Below are 17348 nucleotides of genomic sequence, written 5' to 3'. Positions count from 1 at the left end.
AATTAAATAAAATCTTGGGGGGATAAAAATGCGCGTACACATTACATTAGAATGTACTGAATGTCACGAACGTAACTACTTATCTAGTAAGAATCGTCGGAACAACCCCGATCGTCTAGAATTAAAGAAGTACTGTCCACGTGATCGTAAAGTAACTTTACATCGTGAAACTAAATAAGGTTTGGGGAATTTCCCAAACCTTTTTTACTAAGTTGGTAATTTATCATGATTGATAAAAACAATTTTAGAAAGCAAACGTTAAATAATTTAGCAAAAATTAATCGTCAACATGTTGATTTATATCAAAGGTTATTTGACTCAGTTGAATGGAAGAATGCACAAACAGTTGCAGTAACTTTAAGTACTTCTGTTGAGTTAGATACTAAACCAATTATAAATAGAGCATGGCAAGAAAAAAAACATGTCTTGGTGCCACGGGTTTTACCAAAACGCCAGATGGAGTTTGTTGAAATTGATGATCAAAGTCAGTTTCAACTTTCTTCTTTTAAAGTTATGGAACCGGTTACAGGAAATGTTTTTGCCCCGAAAGATATTGATTTGATAATTGTTCCTGGAGTTGCTTTTAGTACACAGAATGATCGATTAGGTTTTGGTGGCGGATATTATGATCGTTATTTAAAAAAATATCCTGGAAAAACAATTGCATTAGCTATTAACGAACAACAATTTGATTATCCAATTTGGGGTGTCGATTTTTTTGATGTTAAAGTTCAAAAAATCATTTTTGAGTAAGGAGCTGATCTTTAATCAGTAAATTACAGCATAAACCTTATTTTAATTATTTAATGATTATTATAATGATTATTGTGTATTTATTAATGTCTATAAATGGTGGGGCGAATAATCCAGTCACGTTAATAAATTTTGGAGCTAAGGATAATCAATTGATTTTAGCTGGACAGTATTGGCGATTATTCACACCTGCATTTTTGCATTTAAGTTTCACTCATATCTTATTGAATGGAATTACATTGTTTTATATTGGAAATCAAATAGAAATGATTTTTGGTCACTGGCGATATTTAGTGCTGTTCATTATTTCAAGTATTGGTGGTAATTTAACTAGTTTCGCTTTTAATACTGATTTATCTGCTGGGGCAAGTACCGTTATCTTTGGACTCTTTGGAGCCTTTCTGATGATTGGTGAACAGTATTGGGAAAATCCACAGATTAAATTATTAACCAAAAATTTCCTATTATTCATTTTGTTAAATTTAGGAACAGATTTATTTACAGCTGGAATTGATATTCAAGGTCATATAGGTGGATTAGTCGCCGGTTTTTTAACTGCTTATATTATTGGAATTCCAAGTGCAAGAGGAAATAATGTTAAAAGAGGACTAGCGTTATTGACAATAATTATTTTATTAATTGTTGAAATTCATGTTGGATTTGGTTAAATTTATAAATTTATTAGTGCATTTTCTGTAAGGATGTGGGACAATGAAAACGTTATATGATGTTCAACAATTATTAAAAAGATTTGGTATTTATGTTTATGTTGGTAAGAGACTTTGGGATATTGAAGTTATGGCTTTAGAACTTGATAATCTTTATAAGTCTCATGTAATTACTAAACAGGAATTTATCAATGCTAAAGTTGTTTTGAAACATGAGCATCACATTGAAGAAGAAAAAACGAACAATAGTAGGGGGATTTAACATGTCAGGACAAGGACATAAATTAATTGGAATTGATTTAGGTGGTACTACCACTAAATTAGCTTTCTTAGATGATGAAGGTAACATTTTAGATAAATGGAGTATTGATACCGATATTAGTGATGGTGGTAAAAATATCGTTCCTAATATTATTAAGTCAATCAATGAAAATATGGAAAATGCGAACCATGTTAAAGAAGATTTCATTGGAATTGGAATGGGAACTCCAGGAACTGTTAATATTAAAGAAGGAACAGTTCATGGTGCCTACAACTTAAATTGGGTCGACACACAAAATGTAAGAGAACAAATTGAAAAGGGTGTTGGTTTACCTTTCTTATTGGATAATGATGCTAATTCTGCCGCTATGGGTGAATATTGGAAAGGTGCCGGAAGTAAAGAAAAAGACGTTGTTCTTGTTACTTTAGGTACTGGAGTTGGTGGTGGGATCATCGCTGATGGTAATTTATTACATGGTGTGAATGGAGCTGCTGGTGAAATTGGTCACATGACTGTTAAACCAGATGGTTACTTATGTACTTGTGGTAAGAAGGGTTGTTTGGAACAATACGCTTCTGCGACTGGAGTTGTTCATGTTGCTAAGGATTTAGCAGATGAATTTACAGGGACTTCTCGTTTGAAAGAACTTGAAGATGCTGGTGAAGAAGTTACTTCAAAGATGGTATTTTACTTAGCAGATAATGGTGATATTTTAGCTACTCAAGTTGTTGATCGAGTATGTTCATACCTTGGTTTAGCATTAGCAAACATTGGTAATATTTTTAACCCAGCTGATATTATTATTGGTGGTGGGGTTTCAAATGCCGGAAATACTTTATTACAACCTACAACTAGATATTTCCAAGAAAATGCATTTAAGCCAGTTCGTGATTCTACTCGTTTGAAATTAGCCCAATTAGGTAATGATGCTGGTGTTATTGGAGCTGCTTCATTAGCCCTTAAGTTTAAGAAATAATTTCAAAAAGGACTGAAATCAATGGCTTTAATAATTGCATTAGTGGTAATTTTATTAGGACTACTATGTTGGAATTTATATAATCAAATTCGGATAAAAAAAGTTGCAAAATATCTTAATAATCAAGAATTTGAAGCAGGAAAGAGAACTGCCCAAGTAATTGATGTCCGTGAAGCAAGAGACTTTGATTCAGGACATATCTTGGGAGCTCGTAATATTCCGTATTCCACGTTCAAGACGTTTTATAAACAAATTCGTAAAGATAAACCAGTTTTTCTTTATGATCAAGCTAAAGCAGTTAGTATGCGTGCTGCATTCTTTTTAAGTAAGCATGGTTATAATCAAATCTTTATTCTAAAAGATGGTTATCGAAAATGGAATGGTAAAACTAAAAAAAGAGATGCTTAATTACCAAGCATCTCTTTTTTAAATGATATTTTTTAACCCATGTGGACAGAACGACTTTTTCGAAGAGATCGTTTCCGGTTTGCTTCAAATTTGGCTTCTTGATCTTCAATTGGATCAACAACTGTTTTTTTGAAAGATAATAAAGCACCTGCTGCACATAATGAAGCTGTAACAACACCAGTGAAAAATCCCTTTCCAAATTTACTCATAAAGAAAGCCCCCTTTTTAATTCGTTATGTCTATTATGCTTGATTTATAATCATATATCCAGCCAAAAGATAAATAATTTTATTAATTTTAGGAAGTAAGCAAATGAAAGCAAAAGTAATGTTCATTGTTGGACCAACAGCAGTTGGTAAAACTAGTCTATCAATTCAGTTAGCTAAAAAATATAATGGGGAAATAATTTCCGGTGACTCAATGCAAGTGTATCGAAAATTAGATATTGGAACTGCCAAAGTTACAAAAGAAGAAATGAAGGGAATAATTCATCATTTAATCAATATAAGAGATGTTGATCAACGTTTCACAGTTGCTGATTTTTGTAATTTAGCAAATAAGCAGATTGAGGATATAACGAGACGAAACAAATTACCAATTATTGTTGGAGGGACTGGTTTTTATATTCAAGCTCTTTTATATGGCCTTAATTTAGGTGGTGACGATGATAATGATGATTCTATTCGTCAACGATTAAATCATTTTGCTGATATTAATGGGAATTATGAATTATGGAAGAAATTAAAAGACATTGATGTAAAAGCTGCTAAGAATATTCCAGTACAGAATCGCCGTCGAATTATTAGAGCAATTGAGGTGTTTAAAAAGACAGGAACGTTATTTTCAGAGCAGGATGATAAAATGATTCCTAAATTTAATGCTTTGATTATTGGATTAAATACTGATCGTTCACTACTATACGATAGAATTAATAAGCGCGTTGATAATATGATTAAAAATGGTTTACTTAATGAAGCAAGATGGTTATTCAATCAAGGTTCCATAGAATTACCAGCAGGAAAAGGGATTGGTTATCGTGAATTAGATCCTTATTTTAAAAAGCAAATTTCATTAAAACAAGCAATATCTGAAATAAAAAAAGACTCAAGACATTATGCAAAAAGACAATTAACTTGGTTTCGTAATAAACTTAATGTCAGATGGTATAACATTATTCAAAATAAAAATGAACTTAACACTATTGATATTGAAGTGGAAAAGTGGTTAAATTCATAATTATAAACTAGATGTAAAAAAACATAACATTAAAAGTTGACATTTATTCATTTCATGTTAACATATATAACATAAGCAAAAGGAGTTAGTCATTATGAGAGAAAAGGAATTACGTCGTTCTTTATCAGTGTTACCAATTGGAACAGTGATGAAGTTGACTAATTTATCAGCACGCCAAATTCGTTATTATGAGGAGCAAGAACTAGTTTCCCCTAAAAGAAATGATGGTAATCGCCGGATGTATTCTTTAAATGATGTTGATCGAATTCTAGATATAAAGGATTATTTAGATGAGGGTTTGAATATTGCTAAAATAAAAGCAGTTTACAAACATCAAAAGGAATTGGAAGCATCACAATCTTCTAAAAAGGGTCGTGTTTCTGATGATGAAGCTAGGAAATTACTTCAAGATGAATTGATGAATATGGGTGGCTTAGAAACTCCTGATGATAATAATCCCTTTTAAACTTTTTCGCAATTGTTCTTAACTTTAAGGAGGAATTCTCAATGGCAACAAGACATAACTATAGTAAAGCAGATATTCGTAAAATGGCAAAAGAAGAAAATGTTAGCTTCTTAAGACTAATGTTTACTGATTTATTTGGAACTAATAAGGATGTAGAAATTCCAATTAGTCAATTAGATGAATTATTAGATGATAAAGTTATGTTTGATGGTTCATCAATTGAAGGTTTTGTAAGAATTGAAGAAAGTGACATGTACTTATACCCAGATATTTCAACTTGGGCTGTATTACCTTGGGATACTAATCACGGTAAGGTTGCTCGTGTTATTTGTTCAGTTCATAAATCTGATGGTAGCTTATTTGAAGGAGATCCTAGAAATAACCTTATCCGTGTTGTAGAAAAAATGAAGAAAGCTGGCTTTACTTCATTTGATATTGGTCCTGAACCTGAATTCTTCCTATTTAAATTAGATGATGAAGGTAAGCCAACGTTGAAACTAAATGATAACGAAAGTTACTTTGATTTAGATTCAATGGATGAAGGTGCCGATTGTCGTCGTGACATCGTCCTTTCTCTTGAAAAAATTGGTTTCGATGTTGAAGCTGCCCATCACGAAGTTGCTCCTGGTCAACATGAAGTTGACTTTAAATATTCTGATGCAGTCAATACTGCTGATAATATTCAAACCTTTAAAATGGTTGTTAAAACAATTGCAAAGAAACATGGACTTTACGCTACATTCATGCCTAAACCATTAAGTGGAATTAATGGTTCTGGAATGCACATGAATATGTCATTATTCCATGACAAAGGGAACGCATTTTATGATGAAAACGGTAAATTGAAATTATCTAGTGATGCATATCACTTCTTAGGTGGGGTTCTAAAGCATGCTCGTGCCATTGCTGCAATTGGAAATCCAACTGTTAATTCATACAAACGTTTGGTACCAGGTTATGAAGCTCCTGTATACGTTGCTTGGTCAGCTTCAAATCGTTCGCCATTAGTTCGGATTCCTGCAATTCGTGGGGTTGCTACTCGTGTTGAATTACGTAGTGCTGATCCTACTGCTAATCCTTATCTATTAGCCGCTTCATTGTTAGAAGCTGGGTTAGATGGATTAAAGAATGAAACTGATCCTGGTGAAGAAACTACTAGAAACGTTTACCGCATGAATGATGAAGAACGTGCTGAAAATAATATTGTTAGTTTACCTGAAACCCTTCATGAAGCTTTAGATGAATTAGCTAAGGATGAAGTTATTAAATCAGCAATCGGTCCAAAACTTTACAGTAGTTTTGAAACTGCTAAACATCTTGAATATGACTCATACAAAGTTCAAGTTTCTGAATGGGAACGTAAACAATACATGTCTCGTTACTAATTAAATTTAATAATTTGTAAAAGCAATGTTTCCCGTTGGGTTCATTGCTTTTTTATTTGCTAAATGAAAGTTATTATAAGTGATTTATGATAATATAAGTAATATATAGTTATTACATAAGTACACTTTGACTGAGGATGATTTCAAAATGAATAATAAAGATAAGTCTCAAGAAAATTTAAAAAATAATGTTGAACTAAAACAACAAATTAACGATAAAATTAACTATTTAACGACTGTAAGAAATGCATTGATTGATAATGATGATTTAAAATTGTATAAGTTGATTAACTCTGAAAATTATAATCAATTTGCTAATCCAACTGTTAAAATAGCAAATTCTACCCAATTTACTTTTTTAATTTCAGATTTAAAACCGGAAATTAGTCATCATTTAAGCGACAATTTAATTAAATATCTTGGTAATAAGTATCCATTTTTCTACTACAATGAATATGAAAATGGTCGCTTTAATATTTATTTTGGAAATTGGTGGGATCATAGATTATTTGGAAACCTTGATGTATTGAATGTTAAGTTTCGTTTTAATCAAGATGAATTAGATAGTTTAAAGACATCTTTTGAATTAGAAAAAGATGATAAAAATGTTCATTCAGACAAAATTACAGAATTGTCTTCACAAATTCAGAAGTACCAAACTCTACGAGATAATCAAAGTAAGAGAGATGCTAAATTATTAGTTTTGCAGGAACAGTTGCGTGATACTAACTCAAAGGGAACTATGCCTTGGGAAAGTGGGAAATTAAAAGAAGCTAAAGAACGGCTAAAAAATCAAATTTCCGATATTGAAACAGAAAATGATGAAGCTGCCCATGCCAATGAAGAAATTGAAGATATTAAGAAAAAAATCATTAATTTAACCAAACAGGATACAATTCTTAGCTATGAAAAACAAAGCATTAGAGATACTTTTGGAACCTTTAATGATTTCTTAAATGTTCAAAATAATTTATATAATGATTATCTAACTACATTAATTCACGGTAAGGATGGCGAATCTAATGACTAATCAAAGTACTAAAGAGATGCTTTCTAGATATAATCAAGAATTAAAAAAATCCTTGAATGAGGGAATTAACTATACAGATGTTTTAGAAAAGCTCGTTCAAACTGACGATAAGGATGTTTTGCTAGAATCATCTCAAAAATTAGGTTCTTGGAAATTAAATAACCAGTACCTAACTTATCCACAACAATATAGCCAACAAGATTATTATTTATTGTTCATAAATAGATTGTTTGAACAACATAATGAAGGAGCCGAATTATCAGTTGCTAATGACGTTGAAATTAAAGGGTTATTGCAACAAATTGTTGCATTAGGTCAGAATATAGGTTTTTATTTTAAAATGAATGATAATGAAAATGGTGGTGCTTTTTATTATGCGACTCATTCAGAACAACCAATACTTTATTTAAATCTGAACAAAAAATTTTTAAGCTTTAATAGTCGCGAATTAACGCATTTGTTTTTAACTCGTTTATATGGTGACTTTGAACTAGAAGGATTGCTAAAGAGTATTAATATTTTACATCAATTTGGTGATTATTTAGTTAAGGATTATGATTTTAAGGTTGACTTTAGTTTAGTTGCAAAATCAAATTATCATTTTTATGAATTCGTTTCTAAACAAATTTCTAAAGAAGCATTAGATAAATTGTTTATTATTGCTGCTGAGCATAATTATATGCTTAAATCATATGAGGAAAATGGTGCTCAATTAACTGTAGATGACGTTACGATTGATATTTTTCAAAATAACAACGATCAATGGGGAATGAAAATTATTGATAAAAATAACGATGTTTCATTGATTGAAATGTTATTGAAGTATGATTTCCTTCGTCAATGGTATTTAAACAATTTAAATGTTTTAGAAGTTGGTATAAATGATTTAATCTTTTCGTAAGGAGATGTAAACAATGGCAATGTCAGAAATGATTTCGTTAGCTGTAAGTTATTCACGTCGAATGGAACAAAAAAATCAGATCGTCTATAAAACAGATGAACGTAGTAAGCAGTCTTTTTTGAATTTGGATTTGAGTTTAGCTAAATTAGCTAACCAAATAGGTTGGTATGATCCAAGATTAAAAAATAAAAATGATTCTGAAAAATTGATGTCAGATTATTGTTTAACTTTAAAAAATTTCTTAACTTATGCTAATTTACAAAATTATAATAAACTGATCAACATTGGTGAACTTGATATTAGTAAAATTAGTCAAACAAAGAAGGATAAGGATTTAACCACTGTTTATTTAATCATTAAAAAAATGTTATATAATGTGTATTTTAGTCACCAGCATAATGATTTTTTATATGCATTTAAATCTTTTATCAAACTCGGAATTGTTGATTTAGGATTTAAATGGGATGAAATTGTTGATCATTTTACAAAACAGATGCAGAAATAATGGTTGACTTATAATAGAAAGTTACTTATAATTAGTAAATGTTGTTGTGAATGTCGCAATAGCCCAACTGGATAGAGCAACGGTCTTCTAAACCGTAGGTTGAGGGTTCGAGTCCCTCTTGCGACATTATAATAATATTATCGGATCAGTAAGACTGATCCTTTTTTATTATCTTGACTTGGGTTAATTATTTAGATATAATTAATTTGTTGTATTTGTGGACTTCCACAGCTACAACCGCACGTCACTAAGTTCATAAGTACTTTCGAGTCACTTAGTTCGGCGAGTCTAAGCAAATTTTATAAGGAGGTGCACATAGATGTACGCAATGATTATTACAGGTGGTAAGCAATACAAGGTTACCGAAGGTGAATCCATTTACGTTGAAAAGTTGAATGGTAACGATGGTGACAAGGTTACTTTTGATAAGGTTGTTTTTGTTGGTGGGGATAACGTTAAAGTTGGTTCTCCATTAGTTGATGGTGCTTCAGTTGAAGGAACTATCGAAAAACAAGGTCGTCAAAAGAAGATTACTATCTTCCGTTACAAGCCCAAGAAGGGTGCCCAATCTAAAAAGGGTCACAGACAACCTTACACTAAGGTTAAGATTGATTCTATCAAGGCATAATAATGATTCAAGCTGTTATTCATTATCATAACGACTTAATTGATGAGTTTAAAATTACAGGACATGCTGATTCTGGGCCATATGGACAAGATATTGTTTGCGCGGCTGTTTCAGTACTCTCAATTACGACCGTTAATGCTTTAAGCCAGGTTGCTGGTTTAAAGCCAGATGTTGAACAAAATAAAACTGAAGGTGGATATTTAAAGGTTGTCATTCCATTAGATACTGATTCAGTTAAACAGTTAAAATCACAAACCTTATTGCTAAGTTTTCAAAACGGTTTAAAAGATGTTTCTGAAAACTACGCACAATTCTTAAATTTAACTATTAAGCAATAAAAAAATATATTTGGAGGTGTTCACTATGTTATCAATGAATTTACAATTCTTCTCTCACCATAAAGGTGGTGGATCTACTTCTAATGGTCGTGATTCCGCTGGTCGTCGTTTAGGTACTAAGACTGGTGATGGATCAAAGGTTACTACTGGTTCAATTCTTTACCGTCAACGCGGTACTCACATTTACCCAGGTAAGAACGTTAAGAGAGCTAACGATGATACTTTATTTGCACTTGTAGATGGTATCGTTCGTTTCGAACGTTTAGGTCGTGACCGTCGCCAAGTTTCCGTATACCCAGTATCAGAAACTGCAAGTAAGTAGGACGACTACAATTAAGGGCCTCATTTGAGGCCTTTTTTTATTATCCTGATAAATTTTATAATTATGATATAATAAAAGTAACAAATTCTTTTTGGAGGAATTATTCATGGCAACTATTTCTACTGCTCAATTTAAGAATGGCCTAACCATTGAAGTGGACAACGCTATTTGGAGAATCATTAGTTTTCAACACGTTAAACCTGGTAAAGGAAGCGCTTTTGTTAGAACTAAATTAAGAAACCTTAGAACTGATGCAGTTCAAGAAAAAACTTTCCGTTCTGGTGCTAAAATGGAACAAGCTGCAATTGATACTAAGAAGATGCAATATCTTTATTCAGATCCAACAGGTTACATTTTTATGGATATGGATACTTACGAACAAATTTCAATTCCTGCTGATCATTTAAAGCATGCAGCTAAATATCTTAAAGAAAATATGGAAGTTCAAATTGTTCAATACCAAAACGAAGTTTTAGGGGTTGATTTACCTAATACTGTTGTATTGACAGTTACTGAAACTGAACCTGGCATCAAGGGAAATACTGTTTCTGGTGGTTCTAAATCTGCTACTATGGAAACTGGTTTAGTATTACAAGTTCCTTTATTTGTTAATGAAGGCGACAAACTTGAAATTAATACTCAAGATGGTAGTTACATTTCACGAGCATAGTTTTTAGTTAAGGAAGGGTGATATTTTGGCAGATAATGGCATTTTAACTTTAAAGTCAAATGATTCTAGTCTTGGTAACATTAAGATGGCTCCCCAAGTGTTAGAAATCATTTCTAGCGTTGCTTCAGAGGAAGTTGAAGGAGTTAGTCGAATGAGTAACTCTTTTTCCACAAGCATGAATCAACTTATTGGTCGCAAGGATCTTGGAAAAGGAATTAAATTAGCCTTCGCTGATGGAAAATTAATTGTCGATATTTACGTATATTTAGATTATGGAGTTTCTGTGCCAAAGACTGCATTAGAAATCCAAGAAAAAGTCAAGCAACAATTACTCTTTATGACTGAATTAAGTGTTGGTGCAGTTAATGTTCATATTGAGGGAATTGTTCATTCTAAATAATAAGTAATTGTGAGGGTGAAATAATGGAATTAACGAGACATCGAATTCGTGAAATAGCTTTTCAAACGCTATTTGCAATGAATGCTAATAGTGAGACTGATAAAGTCGGCTTTTATCATGCTGTTACTAAAACTGATGACAGTACCGAATATCCTCAATATCTTAATCAACTTGTTGACGGTGTAACTGAACACCAATCACAACTTGATGATCAAATCAAAAAATATTTAGGAAAGACTTGGTCAATTGATCGAATTGCCAAAACGGACCTAATTATTTTAAGAATTGCTTTTTTTGAACATGACTTTGTAAATGACATTCCTGATAAGGTTGCCGTTAATGAAGCTTTGCAGTTAGCTAAGAAATACAGTGATGATCATTCTAGAAAGTTCATCAATGGTATTTTAGCAAATACAATCAATAATACTAACAAAAAGGATTAACATTTATTGTGAATCCTTTTTGTGCTATATAAGGAGATAATAAAAATGACAGCAACAATTATTGATGGCCGTAAATTGGCTAAAAAGACTAATGCAGATACTCAAAAAAGAGTTGAAAAATTAAAACAACAAGGAATTAATCCTGGAATTGCTGTTGTTTTGGTTGGTAATGATCAAGCAAGTGCTCGTTATGTTCGAAGTAAACATCGTAAAGCAGAAGAATTAGGAATGTATTCATTGGTTACTAAAATGCCTGAAGAAACTACCCAAGATGAATTAGTAGACTTAATTAAAGAATATAATCAAGATCCTTCAATTCATGGAATTCTAGTTCAATCACCACTTCCCAAGCAAATTGATGAAAGTTACATTGATTCAATTATTGATCCTAAAAAAGATGTTGACGGTTTTCATCCCATGAATATGGGGCAATTGTTTATTGATAGTAAAACTAATTATCCTGTTTCATGTACTCCTCGGGGAATTATGAACATGTTTGAAGAATATAATATTGATTTGACTGGAAAAAAAGCAGTCGTAATTGGAAGAAGTACGATTGTTGGTCGCCCAATGGCAGCATTATTGATTAATGCAAATGCTACTGTAACTGTACTAAATCATCACACGCCTTCAATTAGTGAATATACTAGAGATGCTGATATTATTATTTCAGCGGTAGGTAAATTACATGTAATTTCAGCAGATGACATTAAACCAGGAGCCATTTTAATCGATGTTGGACAAAATTTAAATGAAGCTGGTAAATTAGTTGGTGACATTGACTACGATGACGTTATCGAAAAAGCAGGGGCAATTACACCTGTTCCTGGTGGTGTTGGTCCAATGACAATTGCAACATTAATGCGTCAAACTGTTGATTTGGCGGAATGGAATGCAAAAATATAATGGAAGATAAATATCTGACAGTTACTGCTTTAAATAATTATATTCAACAAAAATTTGATCGAGATCCTTATTTAAATAAACAAGTTTTTTTAACTGGTGAAATTTCTAATTTTAGAAGAAGACCGACCCATCAGTATTTTAGTTTAAAAGATGATCATAGCAAAATTAGTGTTGTAATGTTTAAAGGAGCTTTTAATAAGATTAAATTTGAGCCTGAAGAAGGCATGAAAGTTCTTGTTTGCGGTCATGTTTCAACTTATCCAGTTTCAGGTCAATATCAAATGTATATTGACAAGATGGAACCAGATGGTGTTGGACAACTTTATCAAGCTTTAGAACAATTAAAGCAAAAACTTCAAAGAGAAGGTCTTTTTGACCAAAACCACAAAAAATTCTTACCTAAATTTCCGAAAAGAATAGCTGTCATTACTTCTCCAAGTGGGGCGGTTATTAAAGATATTATTAAAACAGTTCGTCGCCGCTATCCAATTGCCCAGGTGGTTTTATTTCCGACTGTTGTTCAAGGAGATAAAGCTGCTGATGATATCGTAAGACAAATTGAAAGAGCTACTGAAATTGGTAATTTTGATACGATGATTGTTGGCCGTGGTGGGGGCTCTATTGAAGATTTATGGCCCTTCAATGAAGAAAGAGTTGCCAAGGCTATCTATGATTGCCCTATTCCATTGATATCTTCGGTAGGTCATGGAACAGATACTACGATTGCAGATTATGTTGCAGATTATAAAGCTGTAACCCCTACTGCAGCAGCTGAATTATCAGTCCCTAAACTATCAGATGTAATTATGCAGATCAATGAACGTCAAAACGAATTAGTTCATTATTTTAATGGTATTTTGAGCTATCAAAAGCAACGTTGGTATAATTTAAGTCATTCATATGTTTTTCAAAATCCAAGTCGACTTTATGAAAATTATGTTCAAAAGGTTGATATTGCAAGTGAAAAGTTAGGTCATTTGTTAAATAATCTATTGAATCAACAAAACACAAAGTATCAACAACTTAATTATCATTTACGAGAGTTTAATCCCCATAATTTAATAACTTCTCATATTAATCAGCTTAATTTATTAGAGCAAAGATTATTGAACGTTATGAATAATAGAATGAGATTTGAAAAGGATAAATGTCATCAATTATTAGAATCTCTAAATCATTTAAGTCCACATCAAATTATGGAACGTGGATATTCATACGTTACTAAAGATGGGCATGTTATTAAAAGTGTTGATGTCTTGAATGATAAAGATGTAATTACATTAAATTTACCTGATGGTGAAGTAGACGTGATTGTTAGTAAAATTAGAAAGGATAAAAAATAATGCCAAAGAAACCTACTTTTGAAGAAAATATGGCTCAATTAGATCAAATTGTAAAAGAACTTGAACAGGGAAATATTCCACTTGAAGATGCGTTAAACAATTTTCAAAAGGGAATGAAGATTAGCAAAGAATTAAAAGCAACATTGCAAAATGCTGATACTAAATTAACTAAGATTATTGATGATAGTGGTCAAGAACAACAATTTGAACGTGATTCAGGAAATAATGATGAATAATAATCTGTTAATAATTTTTGAAAATGAAAATCGAAAGAAAATTAATGATTTCTTGTTTAATCAAGTTAATAAAGATGTCAGTCAAATTGAATTATTGCATTCAATGAGATATTCGCTTTTAGCTGGTGGAAAGAGATTAAGACCGTTACTAACAATTGCAATCCTAAAAACACTGAATGTTTCATTAAATTCTAACCGAATGAAGGCAATTTGTGCATTAGAATTACTTCATACCTATTCCTTGATTCATGATGATTTACCAGCAATGGATAATGATGATTTAAGACGTGGAATGCTAACAAATCATGTTAAATTTGGGGCTGGAATGGCAACCCTAGCAGGTGATGGATTATTGACTTTGGCTTTTCAATGGTTAACTGATAATGAATTGCCAGACTCTCAAAGGGTTAGATTAACATTATCATTATCACGAAATGCTGGACCGAGTGGAATGGTAGCTGGTCAAGCTGATGATATTCAATTTGAAAATCAAAAACTTTCCTTAAATAAGCTGCGTATTTTGCATAAGCATAAAACTGGTGATTTAATTCATTATGCGGTAAATGCTGGAATTATTTTAGCAGATCTTTCTGAAAAAGAAAGTAGTCATTTATTGATGTTTGCTGATGATTTTGGGTTAGCTTTTCAAATTTATGATGATATTTTAGATGTTGTTGGAAATGAAAAGACCCTTGGTAAACCCGTCCATCAAGATCAAAATAAAAATACTTATCCTAATTTAGTTGGATTAGATAGGTCATATCAATTGTTATCTGATGTTATTAATGACGGTAAAAAAGAATTAAAACAATTCAATAAGGAATTCGGTTTTAATATTAATTTATTGGATTCATTTTTTTCATATTTTAAAATTTAAGTGAGGCGTCTTGATCTTGGAAAAGCAACGAGTTGATGTGTTATTAGTAGCTCAAGGGTTATTTGATTCTAGAGAACGAGCCAAAAGAGCTGTAATGGCTGGTGAGGTTCTTGGTAAAAATGATGAACGCATTGATAAACCCGGAACTAAAATTCCTGTTGATACGAAGTTAAGAATCAAAGGAAAAGGATTGCGATATGTTAGTCGTGGTGGATTAAAATTAGAAAAAGCATTACGTGTATTTAACATTAGCGTGAGGGATAAGGTTGTTTTAGATATCGGTTCATCTACTGGTGGTTTCACTGATGTGATGTTACAAAATGGTGCTAAATTAAGTTATGCTTTAGATGTGGGAAGTAATCAACTCGTTTGGAAATTAAGAAATGATCCACGAGTAGTTGTTATGGAACACACTAATTTTAGATATAGCAAACCAGAAGATTTTACCAATGGAATTCCTGAATTTGCTTCAATTGATGTGTCGTTTATTTCGCTAACCTTGATTCTACCTCCTTTGAGATCAATTATTAAAGCTGGAGGAAAAGTTGTGGCATTGATTAAGCCACAATTTGAAGCAGGAAAAGAAAATGTTGGCAAAAAAGGAATTGTTCGTGATCATCAAGTTCATTTGGATGTATTAAATAAAATTATTAATTTTGCTTCGGAAAATGGATATTCAATCTTGAATCTGGACTTTTCACCAATTAAAGGTGGAGAGGGAAATATTGAATTTCTTATTGAATTAGAAGCTGATGATGATCCTAAAATCAATCCTAATGTTTCTGCGGAAGAAACCCTAAAACGTGCCGATAAGATTTTGAATGCAACTAAATAAGCATTTAAGGAAAGGTGTTTTATGCTTCAAGAATTAGATATTCAAAATTTAGCGATTATTGAAAAATTAAAAGTTAATTTCAGTAGTGGGATGACCGTCCTTACTGGTGAAACTGGAGCCGGAAAGTCTATTATCATGGATGCAGTTGGCTTATTAACCGGTGGTCGTGGTTCAAAACAATATTTACGTTCTGGAAGTGATAAATTAACTTTACAGGGCTTATTTGTTTTCCAAAAAAATAATTTAATCTATAAGAAATTAGAGGAACTTGGAATTGATCATAGTGATAAGAATGTTATCATTCAAAGAGAAATTTTATCAAATGGTCGAAACACATGTCGAGTAAATGGAATGTTAGTTAATACAAATACTCTAAAAGAATTAGGTTCGATGATGGTTGATATTGAGGGGCAACATGACCATCAAGAATTATTAAATCCAGATTCTCATATTTTTTTATTGGATCAATTTATTGGCAATAAGATTACAAGTTTAAAAGAAGATTACCAAAACGAATATTCAAAGTATTTAAAATTAAAGAGTTTAAATGATCAAAAAAATAATAATCAACAATTATGGGCTCAACGTCTTGATATGCTTAATTTTCAAGCTGATGAAATTGAAAATGCTAATTTAAAAATTGATGAAGAAGAAGAATTAAATCACGAAAGAGAACAAATTAAAAATCATCAAGAAATTGCTGAATCTTTGACTGAAAGTCTTAATGATATTAATGGTGATGGAACAATAATGCCAATTGATATGATTGGGGATGCCATGAATAAAATGCAAAATATTGAAAAGTATGGCGAAGAATTTCAGGGAATTAGTGATGGAATTCGAGATGCTTATTATAGTTTGCAAGATGCTGCTAATGAAATTTCAAATCAATTAGATGTCCAGGGATACGATGAAGAACGATTATCTGAAATTGAGAGTAGATTAAGCTTAATCTATGATTTAAAGCGTAAATATGGGAATACGATTCAAGATATTTTAGCGTACAGTCAAAAAATAAATCAAGAATTATCTGAAATGCAAGCTGATCAGGAAAACGGAAATGATTTAAAAGAACAATTAGATTCAACCATTAAGAGATTATCTACGATGGCAAATGAACTAAGCAAGATTAGACATACTTCAGCAAAAAAATTAGAAGAATTAGTTCATCAGCAATTATCAGCACTATACATGAACAAAACAAGATTCAGTGTTCATTTTAGTTCCCTGGGTCCTAATAAATTTAATAACAATGGAAATGAGTTAGTGGAGTTTTATCTCCAAACTAATCCTGGCGAAGGTTTTAATCCATTGTCGCGGATTGCTTCTGGTGGTGAGTTATCTAGAATTATGTTAGCTCTAAAAACCATTTTTGCTCATTTACAAGGTGTTGAAACAATTATTTTTGACGAAGTAGATACTGGAGTGAGTGGACGTGTTGCTCAAGCAATTGCTGAGAAAATTAGTAGCATCGCTACAGATATCCAAGTTCTATGTATCACCCATCTAGCACAAGTTGCGGCAATTGCTGATCATCATGATTTTGTTTCAAAATTAATTTCTGGTGGTCGTACTGAAACCAAAATTGAAAAATTAAACCATGAACAACAGGTAAAAGAACTAGCAAGGATGATTTCTGGACCTAAGTTAACGGATTTAACATTGGAACATGCCAGTGAAATGTTAAGAATGGCACATTCAAATCAATCAAGTTAGGAATAAAAGCTTGATAAATTTTGTTAAAAAAGTGATAATAGTAA

The 17348-nt window shown here is 31.8% G+C and carries 25 protein-coding genes, 1 tRNA gene and 1 other annotated feature; of the genes, 25 read left to right on the top strand and 1 reads right to left on the bottom strand.

The features are described 5' to 3' along the window. Positions 1-28 precede the first annotated feature (28 nt). From rpmG to AC3B6G_RS00710, 6 genes are all read left to right on the top strand, one after another. Complete coding sequence (rpmG, locus tag AC3B6G_RS00735; protein WP_219054531.1) at positions 29-178, top strand: 50S ribosomal protein L33; 150 nt, start codon at positions 29-31, stop codon at positions 176-178. A gap of 47 nt (positions 179-225) precedes the next feature. Next, positions 226-753: a 5-formyltetrahydrofolate cyclo-ligase gene (locus AC3B6G_RS00730; protein ID WP_489848548.1), complete on the top strand. Its 528-nt coding sequence runs from the start codon at positions 226-228 to the stop codon at positions 751-753. Positions 754-839: 86 nt separating this feature from the next. After that, complete coding sequence (locus tag AC3B6G_RS00725) at positions 840-1421, top strand: rhomboid family intramembrane serine protease (protein ID WP_489848547.1); 582 nt, start codon at positions 840-842, stop codon at positions 1419-1421. Between the two features lie 43 nt (positions 1422-1464). Further along, positions 1465-1683: a YqgQ family protein gene (locus AC3B6G_RS00720; protein WP_489848546.1), complete on the top strand. Its 219-nt coding sequence runs from the start codon at positions 1465-1467 to the stop codon at positions 1681-1683. A gap of 1 nt (position 1684) precedes the next feature. Beyond that, entirely contained in the window at positions 1685-2659 is a 975-nt protein-coding gene (locus AC3B6G_RS00715; protein WP_489848545.1) for an ROK family glucokinase, read from the top strand. Positions 2660-2680: 21 nt separating this feature from the next. Next, on the top strand, positions 2681-3067 hold the full coding sequence (locus AC3B6G_RS00710; protein WP_489848544.1) for a rhodanese-like domain-containing protein: 387 nt from the start codon (positions 2681-2683) through the stop codon (positions 3065-3067). A 32-nt stretch (positions 3068-3099) separates the two neighbouring features. Here the strand turns inward: AC3B6G_RS00710 and AC3B6G_RS00705 are convergent, their stop codons facing one another. Beyond that, positions 3100-3276 carry a DUF3042 family protein gene (locus AC3B6G_RS00705; protein ID WP_489848543.1) on the bottom strand — a complete coding sequence of 59 codons (177 nt, stop codon included), beginning with the start codon at positions 3274-3276 and terminating at the stop codon, positions 3100-3102. 103 nt (positions 3277-3379) lie between these two features. Here AC3B6G_RS00705 and miaA point away from each other — a divergent pair, with 103 nt between their 5' ends. From miaA to recN, 19 genes are all read left to right on the top strand, one after another. Continuing rightward, entirely contained in the window at positions 3380-4303 is a 924-nt protein-coding gene (gene miaA / locus AC3B6G_RS00700) for a tRNA (adenosine(37)-N6)-dimethylallyltransferase MiaA (protein WP_489848542.1), read from the top strand. 94 nt (positions 4304-4397) lie between these two features. Next, the gene (locus AC3B6G_RS00695; protein WP_489848541.1) at positions 4398-4769 is read left to right on the top strand and encodes a MerR family transcriptional regulator; all 372 of its coding nucleotides are present in this window, start codon (positions 4398-4400) and stop codon (positions 4767-4769) included. Between the two features lie 41 nt (positions 4770-4810). Beyond that, positions 4811-6154: a type I glutamate--ammonia ligase gene (gene glnA / locus AC3B6G_RS00690; RefSeq protein WP_489848540.1), complete on the top strand. Its 1344-nt coding sequence runs from the start codon at positions 4811-4813 to the stop codon at positions 6152-6154. A gap of 148 nt (positions 6155-6302) precedes the next feature. After that, positions 6303-7184 carry an exonuclease SbcC gene (locus AC3B6G_RS00685; RefSeq protein WP_489848539.1) on the top strand — a complete coding sequence of 294 codons (882 nt, stop codon included), beginning with the start codon at positions 6303-6305 and terminating at the stop codon, positions 7182-7184. After that, entirely contained in the window at positions 7177-8085 is a 909-nt protein-coding gene (locus AC3B6G_RS00680) for a hypothetical protein (protein WP_489848538.1), read from the top strand. The genes AC3B6G_RS00685 and AC3B6G_RS00680 overlap by 8 nt, the downstream gene beginning before the upstream one ends. Before the next feature lie 13 nt (positions 8086-8098). Further along, on the top strand, positions 8099-8590 hold the full coding sequence (locus AC3B6G_RS00675) for a hypothetical protein (RefSeq protein ID WP_489848537.1): 492 nt from the start codon (positions 8099-8101) through the stop codon (positions 8588-8590). A gap of 52 nt (positions 8591-8642) precedes the next feature. Then, positions 8643-8716 (top strand) — tRNA-Arg (locus tag AC3B6G_RS00670). A 99-nt stretch (positions 8717-8815) separates the two neighbouring features. Then, positions 8816-8890: a sequence feature (ribosomal protein L21 leader region), on the top strand. Positions 8891-8909: 19 nt separating this feature from the next. Further along, positions 8910-9218, top strand: coding sequence for a 50S ribosomal protein L21 (gene rplU / locus AC3B6G_RS00665; RefSeq protein ID WP_489848536.1), 309 nt, complete (start codon positions 8910-8912; stop codon positions 9216-9218). A gap of 2 nt (positions 9219-9220) precedes the next feature. Then, on the top strand, positions 9221-9556 hold the full coding sequence (locus AC3B6G_RS00660; RefSeq protein WP_489848535.1) for a ribosomal-processing cysteine protease Prp: 336 nt from the start codon (positions 9221-9223) through the stop codon (positions 9554-9556). Between the two features lie 25 nt (positions 9557-9581). Beyond that, the gene (rpmA, locus tag AC3B6G_RS00655; RefSeq protein ID WP_489848534.1) at positions 9582-9878 is read left to right on the top strand and encodes a 50S ribosomal protein L27; all 297 of its coding nucleotides are present in this window, start codon (positions 9582-9584) and stop codon (positions 9876-9878) included. A gap of 106 nt (positions 9879-9984) precedes the next feature. Next, complete coding sequence (efp, locus tag AC3B6G_RS00650; RefSeq protein WP_489848533.1) at positions 9985-10548, top strand: elongation factor P; 564 nt, start codon at positions 9985-9987, stop codon at positions 10546-10548. A gap of 25 nt (positions 10549-10573) precedes the next feature. Next, on the top strand, positions 10574-10948 hold the full coding sequence (locus AC3B6G_RS00645; RefSeq protein ID WP_489848532.1) for an Asp23/Gls24 family envelope stress response protein: 375 nt from the start codon (positions 10574-10576) through the stop codon (positions 10946-10948). 23 nt (positions 10949-10971) lie between these two features. Beyond that, positions 10972-11391, top strand: coding sequence for a transcription antitermination factor NusB (nusB, locus tag AC3B6G_RS00640; RefSeq protein WP_489848531.1), 420 nt, complete (start codon positions 10972-10974; stop codon positions 11389-11391). 45 nt (positions 11392-11436) lie between these two features. Continuing rightward, on the top strand, positions 11437-12297 hold the full coding sequence (locus AC3B6G_RS00635) for a bifunctional 5,10-methylenetetrahydrofolate dehydrogenase/5,10-methenyltetrahydrofolate cyclohydrolase (RefSeq protein WP_489848530.1): 861 nt from the start codon (positions 11437-11439) through the stop codon (positions 12295-12297). Next, positions 12297-13640 (top strand): exodeoxyribonuclease VII large subunit, encoded by a 1344-nt coding sequence (xseA, locus tag AC3B6G_RS00630; protein WP_489848529.1) that lies wholly within the window; start codon positions 12297-12299, stop codon positions 13638-13640. Before AC3B6G_RS00635 ends, xseA begins: the two co-directional genes overlap by 1 nt. Then, on the top strand, positions 13640-13876 hold the full coding sequence (locus tag AC3B6G_RS00625) for an exodeoxyribonuclease VII small subunit (RefSeq protein WP_489848528.1): 237 nt from the start codon (positions 13640-13642) through the stop codon (positions 13874-13876). Before xseA ends, AC3B6G_RS00625 begins: the two co-directional genes overlap by 1 nt. Next, entirely contained in the window at positions 13866-14753 is an 888-nt protein-coding gene (locus AC3B6G_RS00620; RefSeq protein ID WP_489848527.1) for a polyprenyl synthetase family protein, read from the top strand. Before AC3B6G_RS00625 ends, AC3B6G_RS00620 begins: the two co-directional genes overlap by 11 nt. 16 nt (positions 14754-14769) lie before the next feature. Next, positions 14770-15588, top strand: coding sequence for a TlyA family RNA methyltransferase (locus AC3B6G_RS00615; RefSeq protein ID WP_489848526.1), 819 nt, complete (start codon positions 14770-14772; stop codon positions 15586-15588). A 21-nt stretch (positions 15589-15609) separates the two neighbouring features. After that, positions 15610-17304 carry a DNA repair protein RecN gene (recN, locus tag AC3B6G_RS00610; protein ID WP_489848525.1) on the top strand — a complete coding sequence of 565 codons (1695 nt, stop codon included), beginning with the start codon at positions 15610-15612 and terminating at the stop codon, positions 17302-17304. The last annotated feature ends 44 nt before the right edge of the window (positions 17305-17348 follow it).

The sequence above is a fragment of the Nicoliella sp. ESL1149 genome, assembly GCF_058107265.1.
The sequence above is the reverse complement of the archived record's forward strand: the minus strand, read 5'-3'. Positions and strand labels throughout refer to the sequence as shown.